Annotated in this window: 12 protein-coding genes; 11 read left to right on the forward strand and 1 reads right to left on the reverse strand. The window is 73.3% G+C overall.

Translation table 11 applies throughout. The annotated features are described in order from the left end of the window. The 3 genes from ACGWYJ_RS03910 to ACGWYJ_RS03920 are packed head-to-tail and all read left to right on the forward strand — an operon-like array spanning position 1 to position 3,522. Complete coding sequence (locus ACGWYJ_RS03910) at positions 1 to 870, forward strand: branched-chain amino acid ABC transporter permease (RefSeq protein ID WP_395104145.1); 870 nt, start codon at positions 1 to 3, stop codon at positions 868 to 870. Further along, positions 867 to 2,825: an ATP-binding cassette domain-containing protein gene (locus ACGWYJ_RS03915; protein WP_395104146.1), complete on the forward strand. Its 1,959-nt coding sequence runs from the start codon at positions 867 to 869 to the stop codon at positions 2,823 to 2,825. Before ACGWYJ_RS03910 ends, ACGWYJ_RS03915 begins: the two co-directional genes overlap by 4 nt. Then, positions 2,818 to 3,522, forward strand: a complete 705-nt coding sequence (locus ACGWYJ_RS03920) for an ABC transporter ATP-binding protein (protein WP_395104147.1) — start codon at positions 2,818 to 2,820, stop codon at positions 3,520 to 3,522. Before ACGWYJ_RS03915 ends, ACGWYJ_RS03920 begins: the two co-directional genes overlap by 8 nt. Here ACGWYJ_RS03920 and ACGWYJ_RS03925 read toward each other — a convergent pair. Further along, complete coding sequence (locus ACGWYJ_RS03925) at positions 3,519 to 4,442, reverse strand: lytic murein transglycosylase (protein WP_395104148.1); 924 nt, start codon at positions 4,440 to 4,442, stop codon at positions 3,519 to 3,521. The two genes, ACGWYJ_RS03920 and ACGWYJ_RS03925, sit on opposite strands and share 4 nt — an antisense overlap. Positions 4,443 to 4,623: 181 nt before the next feature. Between ACGWYJ_RS03925 and mbhE the strand changes: the two genes are divergently transcribed. From mbhE to ACGWYJ_RS03965, 8 genes are all read left to right on the forward strand, one after another. Then, positions 4,624 to 7,548: a hydrogen gas-evolving membrane-bound hydrogenase subunit E gene (gene mbhE, locus ACGWYJ_RS03930; RefSeq protein ID WP_395104150.1), complete on the forward strand. Its 2,925-nt coding sequence runs from the start codon at positions 4,624 to 4,626 to the stop codon at positions 7,546 to 7,548. Beyond that, complete coding sequence (locus ACGWYJ_RS03935; protein WP_395104151.1) at positions 7,545 to 7,916, forward strand: NADH-quinone oxidoreductase subunit K; 372 nt, start codon at positions 7,545 to 7,547, stop codon at positions 7,914 to 7,916. The genes mbhE and ACGWYJ_RS03935 overlap by 4 nt, the downstream gene beginning before the upstream one ends. After that, on the forward strand, positions 7,913 to 9,439 hold the full coding sequence (locus ACGWYJ_RS03940) for a Na+/H+ antiporter subunit D (RefSeq protein ID WP_395104152.1): 1,527 nt from the start codon (positions 7,913 to 7,915) through the stop codon (positions 9,437 to 9,439). Before ACGWYJ_RS03935 ends, ACGWYJ_RS03940 begins: the two co-directional genes overlap by 4 nt. Further along, positions 9,436 to 9,978: a Na+/H+ antiporter subunit E gene (locus ACGWYJ_RS03945; protein ID WP_395104153.1), complete on the forward strand. Its 543-nt coding sequence runs from the start codon at positions 9,436 to 9,438 to the stop codon at positions 9,976 to 9,978. Before ACGWYJ_RS03940 ends, ACGWYJ_RS03945 begins: the two co-directional genes overlap by 4 nt. Beyond that, positions 9,975 to 10,241 (forward strand): monovalent cation/H+ antiporter complex subunit F, encoded by a 267-nt coding sequence (locus ACGWYJ_RS03950; RefSeq protein ID WP_395104154.1) that lies wholly within the window; start codon positions 9,975 to 9,977, stop codon positions 10,239 to 10,241. The genes ACGWYJ_RS03945 and ACGWYJ_RS03950 overlap by 4 nt, the downstream gene beginning before the upstream one ends. Continuing rightward, on the forward strand, positions 10,238 to 10,570 hold the full coding sequence (gene mnhG, locus ACGWYJ_RS03955; RefSeq protein ID WP_395104155.1) for a monovalent cation/H(+) antiporter subunit G: 333 nt from the start codon (positions 10,238 to 10,240) through the stop codon (positions 10,568 to 10,570). Before ACGWYJ_RS03950 ends, mnhG begins: the two co-directional genes overlap by 4 nt. A gap of 86 nt (positions 10,571 to 10,656) precedes the next feature. Then, on the forward strand, positions 10,657 to 11,370 hold the full coding sequence (locus tag ACGWYJ_RS03960; protein ID WP_395104156.1) for a DUF2267 domain-containing protein: 714 nt from the start codon (positions 10,657 to 10,659) through the stop codon (positions 11,368 to 11,370). Between the two features lie 102 nt (positions 11,371 to 11,472). Continuing rightward, entirely contained in the window at positions 11,473 to 12,738 is a 1,266-nt protein-coding gene (locus ACGWYJ_RS03965; RefSeq protein WP_395104157.1) for an aromatic acid exporter family protein, read from the forward strand. The last annotated feature ends 38 nt before the right edge of the window (positions 12,739 to 12,776 follow it).

Genomic DNA, 12,776 nt, shown 5'->3' on the forward strand with positions numbered 1-12,776 from the left:
ATGAACACGGTCCAGGCGGCGCTCACCGGGGTGCTCGGCGGCGGCTTGTACGCGCTGATGGCGGCCGGTCTGTCGATCACATGGGGCGTGCTGCGCATCATCAACCTGATCCACTTCGGGCTGATCCTGCTCGGCGCCTACCTGACGTTCCAGCTCACCTCGTCCTGGGGCATGGACCCGATCCTGACCGTGGTGGTCACGGTGCCGGCCCTGTTCGCGCTGGGCGCGGCGGTGCAGTGGGGCTTCGACCGGCTGGGGATCTCCGAGCTGAACTCGCTGCTGCTCAGCTTCGGGCTGCTCATCGTGATCGTGCAGGGCATCAGCAACCTGTGGAGCGCCGACTACCAGCAGATGACCGAGGCGGACAATCCGTACGCCACCCGGTCCATCGAGGTCGGCTCGCTGGTCTTCCCGGTCAACACGCTGCTGGCGTTCGTGCTCGCGCTCGTGCTGATCGGCGGCGCGCACGTGGCGCTGCAACGGACGTTCACGGGACGGGCGCTGCGCGCGTTCGCCCAGGACCGCGCCATCGCCGCCGCGTTCGGCATCGACCACCGCCGGATCGGGCTGCTGCTGGCCGGCGCGGCCGGGGCCACCGCGGCGGCGGCCGGGATGCTGTTCGCGCTGTCGAACGCGCTGACCCCGGCGACCGCGTTCGAGTGGTTCGGCACCGTGTTCGCCGTCGTCATCCTCGGCGGCATCGGCCACCTGGTGGGCACGCTCGTCGCGGGGCTGCTGGTCGGCGCGGTGGGGGCGGTCGTCACGGTGGTGGTGTCCCCGGCCGCCGAGCCGTTCGTGCTGTTCTCGGTCATCATCCTGGTGCTGCTGCTGCGCCCGCAGGGGCTGTTCGCCCACGGGGGCACCCGGTGATCGCGGCGGTGTTCGGCGGGGGCGCGCTCAGGCGCGGCCTGTGGGCCTTCCCGCTGGCCTTCGTCGCGCTGGCGACGCTGTCGCTCTACCGGGAGACCATCGGCTTCCCGCTCTTCTACCTCACCCTGCTGACCACGATCCTGTTCTGGACGGCCCAGGCGACGAGCTGGAACATCCTGTCCGGCTACAGCGGCTACTTCAGCTTCGGCCAGGCCGCGTACGTGGGCCTCGGCGCGTACACCACGGCGGTGCTGTCCGGCCGGCACCAGGTCTCCTTCTCTCTGACCCTGCTGGTCTCGGCCGTGCTGAGCGCGGTCCTCGCGCTCGTCGTCGGGGGGCTGGCGTTCCGGCTCCGCTCGCTGCGCGGCGAGATCTTCGCCCTGCTCACGCTCGCCGTGCCCTTCATCCTGGGCGCGCTGGCCCATCTGAACTCGGGCATCGACGGCGGCCAGGGCATCGTCGTCGCCGTCCCCTCGTTCCCCGCGGGGCTTGGCCTGGTCCAGGACTTCCTGTACCTGATCAGCCTTCTGGTCGCGGTCGCCGCCGTGTGGGCGGCGTTCGCCATCCAGCACTCCCGGTTCGGCTGGGCGCTGGCGGCCATCCGGGACGCGGAGGACGTGGTCGAGGGCCTGGGCGTGGCGACCTTCCGCTACAAGATGCAGGCCATCGTGGCGAGCGCGGTGATCGGCGGCGTGGCCGGGAGCATCTTCGCACTGCAGATCGGGTTCGTCGCCGTCGCCAGCGTGTTCAACCTGACGGTGCCGCTGTTCGTGATCGTGATGAGCGTGCTCGGCGGGCGCACGCACTGGCTGGGACCGGTGATCGGCGCCGCGTTCATCGTGCTGTTGCAGGACCGGCTCAGCGCGTCGAGGCTCACCGACTGGCGGCTCATCGTGCTGGGCGCCGTCCTCGCCGTGCTCGTCGTGATCGCGCCCGAGGGACTGTACGCGCGGCTGCGGGCACGGCCCTGGTACGCGCTCGGGGCGTTCGCGATCGTCTTCCTCCCCCTCCGCGTCACGAACCTCGTCGGCGGCACGCTGGACTGGATCCTGTACGGGGCGCTCGCCGCGGTGGTGGTCGCGGTCGCCCCCTGGCGCGCCCCTGGACGCGCGCCACAGAAGGCCGAGACCGGCACCGTGCCCCGGGCCGAGCAGGTCCGGGAACCCGAGCCCCCCGCCGCGCCCTCCCCCGAACCCACCGTCGCGCCCTCCGGCAAGCCTTCGGATGAGGTGCTCGTCGAGTGCGAGCACGTGGCACGGTACTTCGGCGGCGTGCGGGCGCTGGAGGACGTCACGCTCCAAATCCGGGCGGGCGAGCTGGTCGGGCTCGTCGGCCCCAACGGGTCGGGCAAGACGACGCTGGTCAGCCTGCTGGCGGGCACGCTGCGTCCCACCAAGGGGAGCATCCGGATCGCCGGGCGGGACATCGCCGGGCTGCCGCCGCACCGGGTCGCGCACGCGGGAGTGGCGCGGACGTACCAGATCCCGCGCCCGTTCGCCTCGATGACCGTGCGCGACAACGTCGCCATGGCGATCATGTTCGGCCGGGAGCCGCGGTCGCTGCGGCAGGCCCGGCTGGAGGCGGACGAGCACATCGGGTTCGTCGGGCTCGGGCGGCTGGCGGACGCGCCGCCCGCCGCGCTCAACCTGCACCAGCGGCAGCTTCTGGAGATCGCCCGCGCCCTGGCCACCCGGCCCCGGGTGCTGCTTCTGGACGAGGCGCTGGCCGGGCTCACCCCGGCGGAGATCGACAACGCGGTCGAGGTGGTGCGGCGCATCCAGCGCACCGGCACCGCGATCGTGATCGTCGAGCATCTGCTCCGGGTGGTCAACCAGCTCGCGACGCGCGTCGTCGTGCTCGACCGCGGGTCCTGCCTGGCCGACGGGGACCCCCGCACCGTCATGAAAGACCCCGACGTCGTACGGGCCTACCTCGGGAAGCGCGCGCATGCTTGAGATCCGGGACCTGGACGCCTTCTACGGTGACGCGCGGGCGCTCTGGGGCGTCTCCCTGGAGGTCGGGGACGGCGAGATCGTCGGCATCATCGGGCCGAACGGCGCGGGCAAGACGACACTCGTCCACGCCATCGCGCGGCTGCACACCTCCACGCGCGGCGCTGTCGTCATCGACGGCACCGACCTGGCCACGGTCCCGCCGCACCGTGTCTGCGAGCACGGCGTCGCGATCGTCCCCGAAGGGCGGCGGGTGTTCCCGCACCTGACGACGGAGGAGAACCTCTTCCTCGGCGCGTACCGCAAGGCGGCCAGGGCGCGTCACCGCGAGCAGCTGGCGAACGTGTACGACCTGTTCCCGCGGCTCGCCGAGCGGTCCGGCCAGCAGGCCGGCAGCCTGAGCGGCGGCGAGCAGCAGATGCTGGCCATCGGGCGGGCGCTCATGGCCGGGCCGCGGCTGCTCCTGCTGGACGAGCCCTCGCTGGGGCTCGCGCCGGTCGTCGTCGACGAGGTCTTCGTCGCGATCGAGGCGATCAACCGCGAGGGCGTGAGCATCCTGCTGGTCGAGCAGGACGTGGACCGCGCCCTCACCCTCGCCGCCCGCGGCTACCTGCTCATCGAGGGCAGAGTGCTGACCGAGGGACCATCGGGCAAGCTGCGGGAGAGCCAGGACGTCCAGCGCAACGTGCTGGGCATCTAACCGGGCCGGCGCGCGCCGGGACCGGTCAGCCGCACGTCGCCGCGGGTGGTGACCACGAAGACCTGCCAGTTGTAGTACGCGTAATAGGCGCGGGGGTCCTTCCTCATCTGGCGGGTGTGGCGCAACACCGCGTCGACGTAAAGCGGCGTCGGGTTGTAGGCGCGCAGTGCTCGCCGGTAGTCGCGCGGCGCCCCGGACGACTTCAGATAGTTGGCCGCGCCCATCACGGCGTCACGCGGGTCGCGGATGTCGCCGCCCAGCCCGTACCGCCGCCACGTTGCGGGCAGGAACTGCATGGGTCCCTGGGCACCGGCCCAGCTCGGCGACCGCACCCGCCCGTACCTGGTCTCCACCAGCATGATCGCCGCCAGCACCCGCCAGTCGACGCCGAACCGCTTGGCGGCGTCCCTGAAGTGCCCGAGCAGCACGCCCGCGGGCTCCGGCTCCTGGACGCGGAACCCGTCCAGGTCGTCCACCGGCCTGGTCAGGTCGAGCAGCTTGCTCACGGCGGTCACGTTGTCGCGCGTCTGGTCGGCGACCGGCCCGGACAGCCGGGCCAGCGTGCGCTTCCGGAGCCCGGGGTCCCCGGCCAGCACCCGGTAGAGCCGCTGCTGCCGCAAAGCGAGGTGGACGACGGCGGCGGGCGGGCCGGTCCGGCTCGGGTCGGCGCGCACCCACGCGTCCACCGCGGGGCCGATCGCCTGGTGGGTCCTGTTCAGGTCGCCGGCCAGGCCCTGGGGATCCTTCGCGAGCCTGCCGTTGGGCGCGGGAAGCGGCGACGCGGACGCGGAGGGCTCCGGGCTCGCCGCTCGGGCGGGCGGCGGCCCGTCACGTCCAGAGCCGTCTCCCCCGCCGCAGGCGGCCACCGCCAGGACCGCCGCGGCGGCCACGGTGGCCGTTCCTCGTCTGGACGTCCGCATCGGACCGATGGTGGCGGGTCCCGTGGACGGCGGTCAAACGGCGCTGCCCGGGGCACGGCGAAACCACCGGCCGCGACGATTGCCTCGGCGATGCCCGGGTAGCGAGTCCTCGCGTGATCGTGACGGGTTCCGGGGCGGGGGAACGGCGCCCCCATGGCCGGGGAGGACGGCGCATTCAGAGATGTCCGCGTGGCTGCCGTCGCTGGTCCTGGCACATGCCGTCGCGGCGCTCGCCGTGCCCTGGGCGCTCGGACGCCGCCGGCGGGCGATGACGCTCGCCGCCGCGGTCGTGCCGGCGGTGACCGCGGTGTGGGCGGGGACCCGCGCGGGCACGGTGCGCGACGGTCACGGCATCACGGCGCGTTTCGCGTGGGCGCCCGTCCTGGGCCTGGAGGCCGAGTTCAGGCTGGACGCCCTGGCGCTGGTGATGCTGCTGCTGGCGGGCGGCGTCGGCGCGCTGGTCCTGGTGTACTCGGCGTGGTACTTCACGCCGCGCCCGTCCAGGCTGATGATCGGCTCGCTGGTGGCGTTCGCCGGCGCGATGACCGGCCTGGTGCTCGCGGACAACCTGTTCGTCCTGTACGTGTTCTGGGAGCTGACGACGGTCAGCTCGTTCATCCTCATCGGCGCGCCCGGCCCCGAGCGGGTGGAGAACCGGCGCGCCGCCACGCAGGCGCTGCTGGTCACCACGGCGTTCGGCCTGGTCATGCTGCTCGGGTTCATCGTGCTCGGGCAGGCCGCGGGAACGTACCGGATCTCCTCGCTGCTCGCCGACCCGCCGCGCGGGTCCGCGGCCACGGCGGGCTTGGTGCTGGTGCTGCTGGGGGCGTTCGCCAAGTCCGCGCAGGTGCCGCTGCATTCCTGGCTGCCCGCGGCGATGGTGGCGCCCACGCCGGTGAGCGCCTACCTGCACGCCGCCGCCATGGTGAAGGCCGGGGTCTACCTGGTGGCCCGGCTGGCGCCGGCGTTCGCCGGCGACGGCGTCTTCCGCCCGCTGGTGATCGCCGTGGGCCTGGCGAGCCTCCTCGTCGGCGGCGTCGTCGCGCTGCGGCAGGACGATCTCAAGCGGCTGCTGGCCTACGGGACGGTGAGCCAGCTCGGCATGCTCATGGTCCTGTTCGGCGCGGGCACCCGTACGGCGGCGCTGGCCGGTGGGGCGCTGCTGCTGGCCCACGGCGTGTTCAAGGCGCCGCTGTTCATGGCGGCCGGTGTGGTGGAGCACGAGCTGGGCACCCGCAGGGCCGGGGAGCTGAGCGGGGCGGGGCGGCGCATGCCGGTGCTGGCCGTGGCCGCCGCCGCTGCCGTCGCGTCCATGATCGGGCTGCCGCCGTTCCTGGGCTACGTGGCGAAGGAGACCGCGTTCAGGGCGTTCTCCGGCGACGCCCTCGCCCTCGCCGTCCTCACCGGGCTGGTGGCGGGAGCGGTCCTCACCGTGGCCTACGGTGTCCGCTTCCTGCTGGCCGCGTTCGGCGGCGACACGGCGGACACCGCGGACACGGCGGACACGGCGGAACGGCGCGGATCGTCCGCCGGGCTCGTCGGGCCGGTGGTGGTGCTGGCGTGCGCGGGCTTCGGCCTGGGACTGTTCTCCAAGCAGGTGGGCCGGATCGTCGAGCCGTACGCCGGATCGCTCACGACCCTCCATCCCGGATACGAGCTCGCCTTGTGGCATCGACCCGGCCTGCCGCTCGCGCTGTCGGCGCTCGCCCTGGCGTCCGGTCTCGGCCTGTTCCTCGCGCTCGGCCGCGCGTTCCCCGGACGCGCGCTCCCGTCCTGGGCGCCCACCGCGCAGGGCGGCTACGACGCCGTGTACAGGGCGGTGTCGTTCACCGCCAGGGCGGTGACCCGGCGCGTTCAGGTCGGCTCGCTGCCCACCTACCTCAAGGTGATCGGCTGGACGGTGCTGGCCGTCCCCGGAGTGGCGCTGGTAAGCGGCCTGATCCGCGGGACGGAACCGTGGGGGGCCGGGCGGCTCCGGCTCTGGGACCACCCGGTTCAGCCCGTGCTGGTCGTCATTGTGATCGGCGGCGCGCTCGCCACGCAGCGCGTCCGCAGCAGGCTGTCGGCGGCGTTGCTGCTGACCGGGATCGGCTACGCCATCGGAGGGCTGTTCGTCCTGCACGGCGCCCCCGACCTGGCGCTGACGCTGCTGGTCGTGGAGACGCTGACGCTGATCATGCTGGTGCTCGCGCTGCGCAGGCTGCCCGAGCGGTTCCCGCCGCGCCGCCGCAGGCGCCTCGACCGGCTCGCCGCCGCGGCGCTCAGCGGCGGCCTCGGCGCGTTCGTGTCGCTGTTCCTGGTGGTGGCGGCGCTGAGCCGGGACGGCCGGCCCGCCGGCCCCGAGTACGCCGTTCCCGCGGGGGAAGAGGGCGCCAGGAACGTGGTCAACGTGATCCTCGTGGAGTTCCGGGCCCTCGACACCCTGGGCGAGATCACGGTCCTGGCGGTGGCGTCGTTGGGAGTGGGCGGCCTGGTGCTGACCGGAGCGCGGATCAGAGGCCATCTGAACGGCACGTCGCCGCCGAGCGCGACGGGCCGGTCCGGCGAGCCCGCCGGGGAACCGGACGCGGGCGGCGCCCGCTCCATGGCCGGTCCCCGGACCCGCTGGCTCGCCACGTCCGGCTCCCCTCCCCTCGGCGGGCGCTCGGTGCTGCTCGAAGCCACCGCGCGCCTGCTCTGCCCGGCGATCCTGGTGTTCGCCGCCTTCCTGCTGTTCGCCGGGCACGGCCAGCCGGGCGGCGGGTTCGTCGGCGGGCTGGTCGCCGGCATGGCGTTCGTCCTGCGCTACCTGAGCGGCGGGCGGCACGAGCTGGCCGTCGCCGACCCGCTGCGCTCCGGCCTGGTCATCGGCACCGGGCTGGCGATGGCGGTGGCCTCGGGCGCGATCGGCTGGGCGAGCGGAGGGGAGTTCCTGCACGGCGAGGTCCTGCACCTCACGGTGCCCGTGGTGGGCGAGGTCGAGGCGTCCACCGCCCTGATGTTCGACGTGGGGATCGCCGTCCTGGTGCTCGGCCTGGTGCTGAGGCTGCTCAGCACGCTCGGCACCGGCCTGGAGAGCCGGTCCGGCGAGCCCGCCGGCCGCCCTCCCGAGGGGGGAGGGCCGTGACCGGCGCCGCGATCTCACTGGTGATCGCCGTGGGCGTGCTGTTCGCGGTCGGGTTCGACCTGCTGCTGCAACGCTCGCTCATCCGCGTCGTGGTGGGCTTCGTCCTGCTCGGGCACGGCGCCAACCTCGCGCTGCTGCTCGCCGGCGGCGCGGGCGGCAGGGCGCCGCTGCTCGGCGGCGGGGACGACCGGCCGGCCGCCGATCCGCTGCCGCAGGCGATGGCGCTGACGGCGATCGTCATCACCTTCGGCGTCACCGCGTTCCTGCTGGCCCTGGCCTACCGCGGCGTGCTGATGCAGGACGACGACGAGGTCCGCGACGACCTGGAGGACCGCCGCGTCGGCAGGGACCGGGAGGACGAGGAATGAACGTCCTCGTCCCGCTCCCCTTCGTGCTGCCGCTGCTGGGCGCGGCCCTGGCCCTGGCGATGCGCAACCACGGCAGGGCGCTGCGCATCCTGGGCACGGTGTTCCACATCGGCGTGGTCGGTTCCACCGCGGCGCTGCTGCACGCCGTGGCACGGGACGGCGTGGTCGCCGTCCAGGTCTCCGGCCTGCCCGCCCCGCTCGGCATCACCCTGGTCGCGGACCGGCTGTCGGCGCTGCTGCTGGTGGTGTCCAGCGTGGTGCTGCTGGCGATCATGCTGTACGCGGCGGGCGAGGGCGCGGGCGGCCTCAGCGCGGAGGAGCCGGGCGTGTTCTACCCGGCCTACCTCACGCTGACCGCCGGGGTGTGCCTGGTGTTCCTCGCCGGGGACCTGTTCAACCTGTTCGTCGCCTTCGAGGTGATGCTCGCCTCCAGCTACGTGCTGCTCACCCTGACGCCCACCCGGGAGCGGATGCAGGCCGGGATGACCTACACCGTGGTCAGCCTCACCTCGTCCATCCTGTTCCTGACCGCGGTCGGCCTGGCCTACGCCGCGACGGGGACGGTGAACCTGGCCGACCTGTCCGGGCGCACGGCCGAGCTGCCGCCGGGGACGCGCTCGGCGCTGGGCCTGCTGTTCCTGGTCGTGTTCGGGATCAAGGCGGCGGTCGTGCCGATGCACCTGTGGCTGCCCGACAGCTATCCCGCGGCCCTCACCAAGATCACGGCGGTGTTCGCGGCGCTGCTGACCAAGGCGGCCGTCTACAGCCTGATCCGCGTCCAGACCCTGCTGTTCCCCCGCGACGACGCCTCGATGCCGATGCTCGCGCTGGCCGCCGCCACCATGATCGTCGGGACGCTGGGCGCTTTGGCGCAGGACGACCTGCACCGGGTGCTGTCGTTCGTCCTCGTCGCCCACATCGGGTACATGCTGTTCGGGCTGGCGCTGTTCACCGTCGCCGGGCTGGCGGGCGCGATCCTCTACCTCGTCCACCACATCGTCGTGCAGGCGACGCTGTTCCTGGTCAGCGACATCATGCAGATCGAGACCGGGGAGAAGTCGCTGCGGCGGCTCGGCGGCCTGGCCGGCGGCTCCGCGTTCACCGCGGTGCTGTTCCTGATCCCCGCGCTGAGCGTGAGCGGGATACCGCCGCTGTCCGGCTTCGTGGCGAAGCTCGCGCTGTTCCAGGCCGGGATTGGCGCCGGAGGCGCCTCGGGGCGGGCGGTCACGGGCGTCGCCGCCCTCACCGGACTGCTCACCCTGATGGCGATGACCAGGGTCTGGACGCTGGCGTTCTGGCGTCCCCGCCCGCCCGGCTCCGGCGCGTCCCCGGAGGTGCGGGAGGTCGCCCCCCGGCACGGGCTGCGCCCGATCCGGACGGTCACCGCGGCCATGGTCGGGTCCGGCCTGATGCTGGTGGTGCTGGCCGGGCCGCTCTCCGAGTGGAGCCGTGACGCCGCGCAGTCCCTGGCCGACCGGACGGCCTACCGGAACGCCGTCCTGCACGGCGGGGAGGCGCCGTGAACCGTGTCATCAGGAAGACCGCGTCCAGGCTGGCCATGGGCGCCTGGCTGGTGGCCGTGTGGCTCCTGCTGTGGGGGCGGGCCGACGGCGCCACCGTCGTGAGCGGTGTCGCCGTGGCCGCGGCCGCCTACGGCGCGGCACGGCTTCCGGCGGCGCCCGTCCTGACCCGGATCCGGCCGGTCCGGCTGGCCGAGGCGGTCCTGGAGTTCATCGCCGACCTGCTGGTGTCGAGCGTGGTCGTCGCCTGGCACGCCATCCGGGACCCGGCCCGGGTCCGGGGCGCCCTCATCGAGGTGGAGACCCGCTCCCGGTCCGAGCTGGTGCTGCTCGCCGTCACCCTGAGCCTCACCCTGCGCCCCGGCAGCGTGATCATCGACATCGACACGCGCCGGTCGACCCTGCTCGTCCACGGCCTGCCGGTCCGTGACCGGGACGAGGCCGAGGAGGTGCGGCGCAGGGTGCTCGGCACGGAGCGCAGGCTGATGCGCGCCCTGCCGTACGCGCACGACGCTGATCCCGCGAAAGGGGAAGATCGATGAACGTGGTGCATCTCGTGACCATGGCCTTGCTGAGCGCGGCGGCGCTGATGACGTCCCTGCGCCTGGTCCGCGGCCCCACCGAGTTCGACCGCATCCTGGCGGTGGACGTGCTGTCGGTCCTGCTGGTCAGCGCCATCGCCGTCTTCATGGCCGCGGGCGGCGGGCCCGCGTACGCCACGCTGACGGTGGTGATCGCGCTGCTGGGCTTCGTGGGCTCGGTCACCGCGGCCCGGCTGGCGGGCAAACGGCACGGCGCCTCATGAGCGTCGCCGACGCCGTCAGCGCCGTGCTGCTGCCGTCCGGCGCGGCCTTCTGCGCCCTGGGCGCCCTCGGCGTGCTGCGGTTCACCAACGTGCTCGCCCGGCTGCACGCGGCCACCAAGCCGCAGACGATCGGGCTGGTGCTCATCCTGATCGGCGCGGCCGTCCAGACCGGCTCGCCGGCGGCCTCGGCGACGCTGCTGCTGACGGCGGTGTTCCAGTTGCTCACCGTGCCCGTGATCGCGGAGACGATCGGGGCGGCCGCCTACCACGGCGGCGTCGTCCCGCCCGGCTCGCTGGTCCTCGACGAGGGCGGGGGCGAGGGACCCTGATGCCCGCCGCATAGGGGTTGACCTTGGATTAACCGGGTATGGGTGGCATTCGTCGTCCCCGGGGGCGGACGGAGGAGAAGCAGATCATGACGGTGAGATATCAGGAACTGCTGGAATCGGTCTCCCGCAAGGCGGATCTGGACACCGCCGACGCGCGCGAGGCGGCGGAGGCGACGGTGACCACGCTGGCCCGTACGCTTCCGCACCCCGAGCGTGACCAGTTCATGGACGTGCTGCCCGGCGAGCTGAGGAGGGACGTGCCGGAGCGCGATCCGGTGCGGCGCCTCGACCAGCGCGAGTTCGTCCAGGAGGTGTCCGCGCTCGAGGACCGCCCGCCGGAACAGGCGAGGGTGCGCGCGCAGGCCGTGCTGTCCACGCTGGCCGACCAGGAACCCGGCCTGATCGAGGACCTGCACGTCCCGGAGGACCTGCGCGAGCTGTTCGACCCTCCGCCCGCGGGCGGAGGGCTGACCGCCCCGGGAGGCGGCATGCCGCCGCTCACCGAGGACGAGGTACGGGAGGCGCTCCACGACCTTCCGCAGTGGACGGGCGACACACGGGAGCTCAGGCGCACCATCGTGCTGCCCCCGGGCGACCTCGATCGGGTCCTGGAGCGCATCCGCCTCCTCAAGGAGGAGACCCTGCACGGGCCACAGATCCGCCGGGGCGCCGACGGCGTGCAGCTGGCGCTGAGCACCTCCTCGGTCGGCCGCGTCACCGCCCTGGACGTCGACATGGCCGCCCGGCTCAACGAGCTCATCGACGAGGTCGCACCGGGCATGGCCGCGCCGCCCTCGTAGCGGGCCGCTCCGGGCCTGCGATCCCGGGGACGCGCTGAACGCGCAGGCAAAAACCACCGGCCCGCAGGTGTGGCCCGCCCCGCCGTCGGCATAACCGTGAGCATGAGCGGCAACGAGGGGCTCCGCACCGCGATCCGCAACGTCGGCTTCCCGGTCCCGGTCCTGCTGAGACGGTGGCGGGCGCAGCCGGTCGCCCTCACGATCCTCAGGCTGGTCGTGACGTCGGTGCTGGCCTACCAGCTCGCGAGGTGGCTACCCGGCTCCAGCTCCCAGCCGCTGCTCGCCCCGCTGACCGCGCTGCTGGTCTTGCAGGTCACGCTCTACCAGACCTTCCGCTACGCCTGGCAGCGGGTGGGCAGCGTGGTGGCCGGTGTGCTGGTCGCCGTCCTGCTGACGCACTCGGTGGGGTTCAGCTGGTGGAGCCTCGGCGTGGCCATCACCGTCTCCCTGGCCGCCGGGTACGCGCTGCGGCTCGGGGACTCGATCCTCGAAGTGCCGATCAGCGCCATGCTCGTCCTCTCCCTCGACACCGACGTCGCCGCGATCCAGCGGGTCATCGAGACGCTCATCGGCACGGCCGCCGGGCTGACCGCGGGCTTCGTCCACGCGCCGGTGCGGGTGGAGCCCGCCGAGTCGGCCATCGAGGAGCTCGGCACGACGATGGCGGACCTGCTTGAGGACATCGCCGCGGGCATGGGCGACGAGGAGCCCTCCCAGGAGGTGATCGGCGACTGGCTCGCCCGCAGCCGCGCGCTCGACCAGGAGATCCACCGCGTGGACGAGGCCCTGGGGCACGCCGAGGAGAGCGTGCGGCTCAACCCGAGGGGTGCGGGGCTGCTGCACAGCGTGGTGGTGATGCACGAGCGGCTGGAGGCGCTGGAGCACTGCTCGATCACCATCCGCGGGCTGGCGCGCTCGCTGGCCGACCATGTCAACGAGGTCGGGCGCGAGTACGAGGTGGACCCATCGGAGCGCGAGGCCCACGCGTCGCTGAGCGCGGCGATCCGGCGGCTCGCCTGGGCCATCCTCACCTACGGGCGGATGAGCCGGCAGCAGATCGCCACGGGGTCGAGCGACCTGGAGGAGGTCCTGGAACAGCAGCTCGCCGACGCCCGGGAGGACCGGGGCGAGCTGTCCGAGCGGCTGCGGACCGACACCGCCCACTGGCAGCTCCACGGCGAGCTGCTCGTCCACCTCGACCGGCTGCGGGACGAGCTGCAACTCTCGCAGCGGACGACGCCGGAACGCAGGCGGCGCAGGCGCAGGCCGAAGCTCCCCAAGCCACGCCGCCCTCCCCGCTTCGGCGAGTTCGGCATGGTCCTGCGCCGGTTCACCCAGATGTGGGGCCGCCCCGACGACGAGTACTGACGCCCGTTCTCCACCGTGGCGGCGGACCGACACGGACC

This window comes from Actinomadura sp. SCN-SB (assembly GCF_043906805.1).
Lineage (GTDB): Bacteria > Actinomycetota > Actinomycetes > Streptosporangiales > Streptosporangiaceae > Spirillospora.

Bases quoted from the DNA above. Each gene is read 5' to 3' on its own strand.
- ACGWYJ_RS03910 (WP_395104145.1), top strand. From the start codon at position 1: ATGAACACGGTCCAGGCGGCGCTCACCGGGGTGCTCGGCGGCGGCTTG.
- ACGWYJ_RS03920 (WP_395104147.1), top strand. From the start codon at position 2,818: ATGCTTGAGATCCGGGACCTGGACGCCTTCTACGGTGACGCGCGGGCG.
- ACGWYJ_RS03925 (WP_395104148.1), bottom strand. From the start codon at position 4,442: ATGCGGACGTCCAGACGAGGAACGGCCACCGTGGCCGCCGCGGCGGTC.
- mbhE (WP_395104150.1), top strand. From the start codon at position 4,624: ATGTCCGCGTGGCTGCCGTCGCTGGTCCTGGCACATGCCGTCGCGGCG.
- ACGWYJ_RS03940 (WP_395104152.1), top strand. From the start codon at position 7,913: ATGAACGTCCTCGTCCCGCTCCCCTTCGTGCTGCCGCTGCTGGGCGCG.
- ACGWYJ_RS03950 (WP_395104154.1), top strand. From the start codon at position 9,975: ATGAACGTGGTGCATCTCGTGACCATGGCCTTGCTGAGCGCGGCGGCG.
- mnhG (WP_395104155.1), top strand. From the start codon at position 10,238: ATGAGCGTCGCCGACGCCGTCAGCGCCGTGCTGCTGCCGTCCGGCGCG.
- ACGWYJ_RS03960 (WP_395104156.1), top strand. From the start codon at position 10,657: ATGACGGTGAGATATCAGGAACTGCTGGAATCGGTCTCCCGCAAGGCG.
- ACGWYJ_RS03965 (WP_395104157.1), top strand. From the start codon at position 11,473: ATGAGCGGCAACGAGGGGCTCCGCACCGCGATCCGCAACGTCGGCTTC.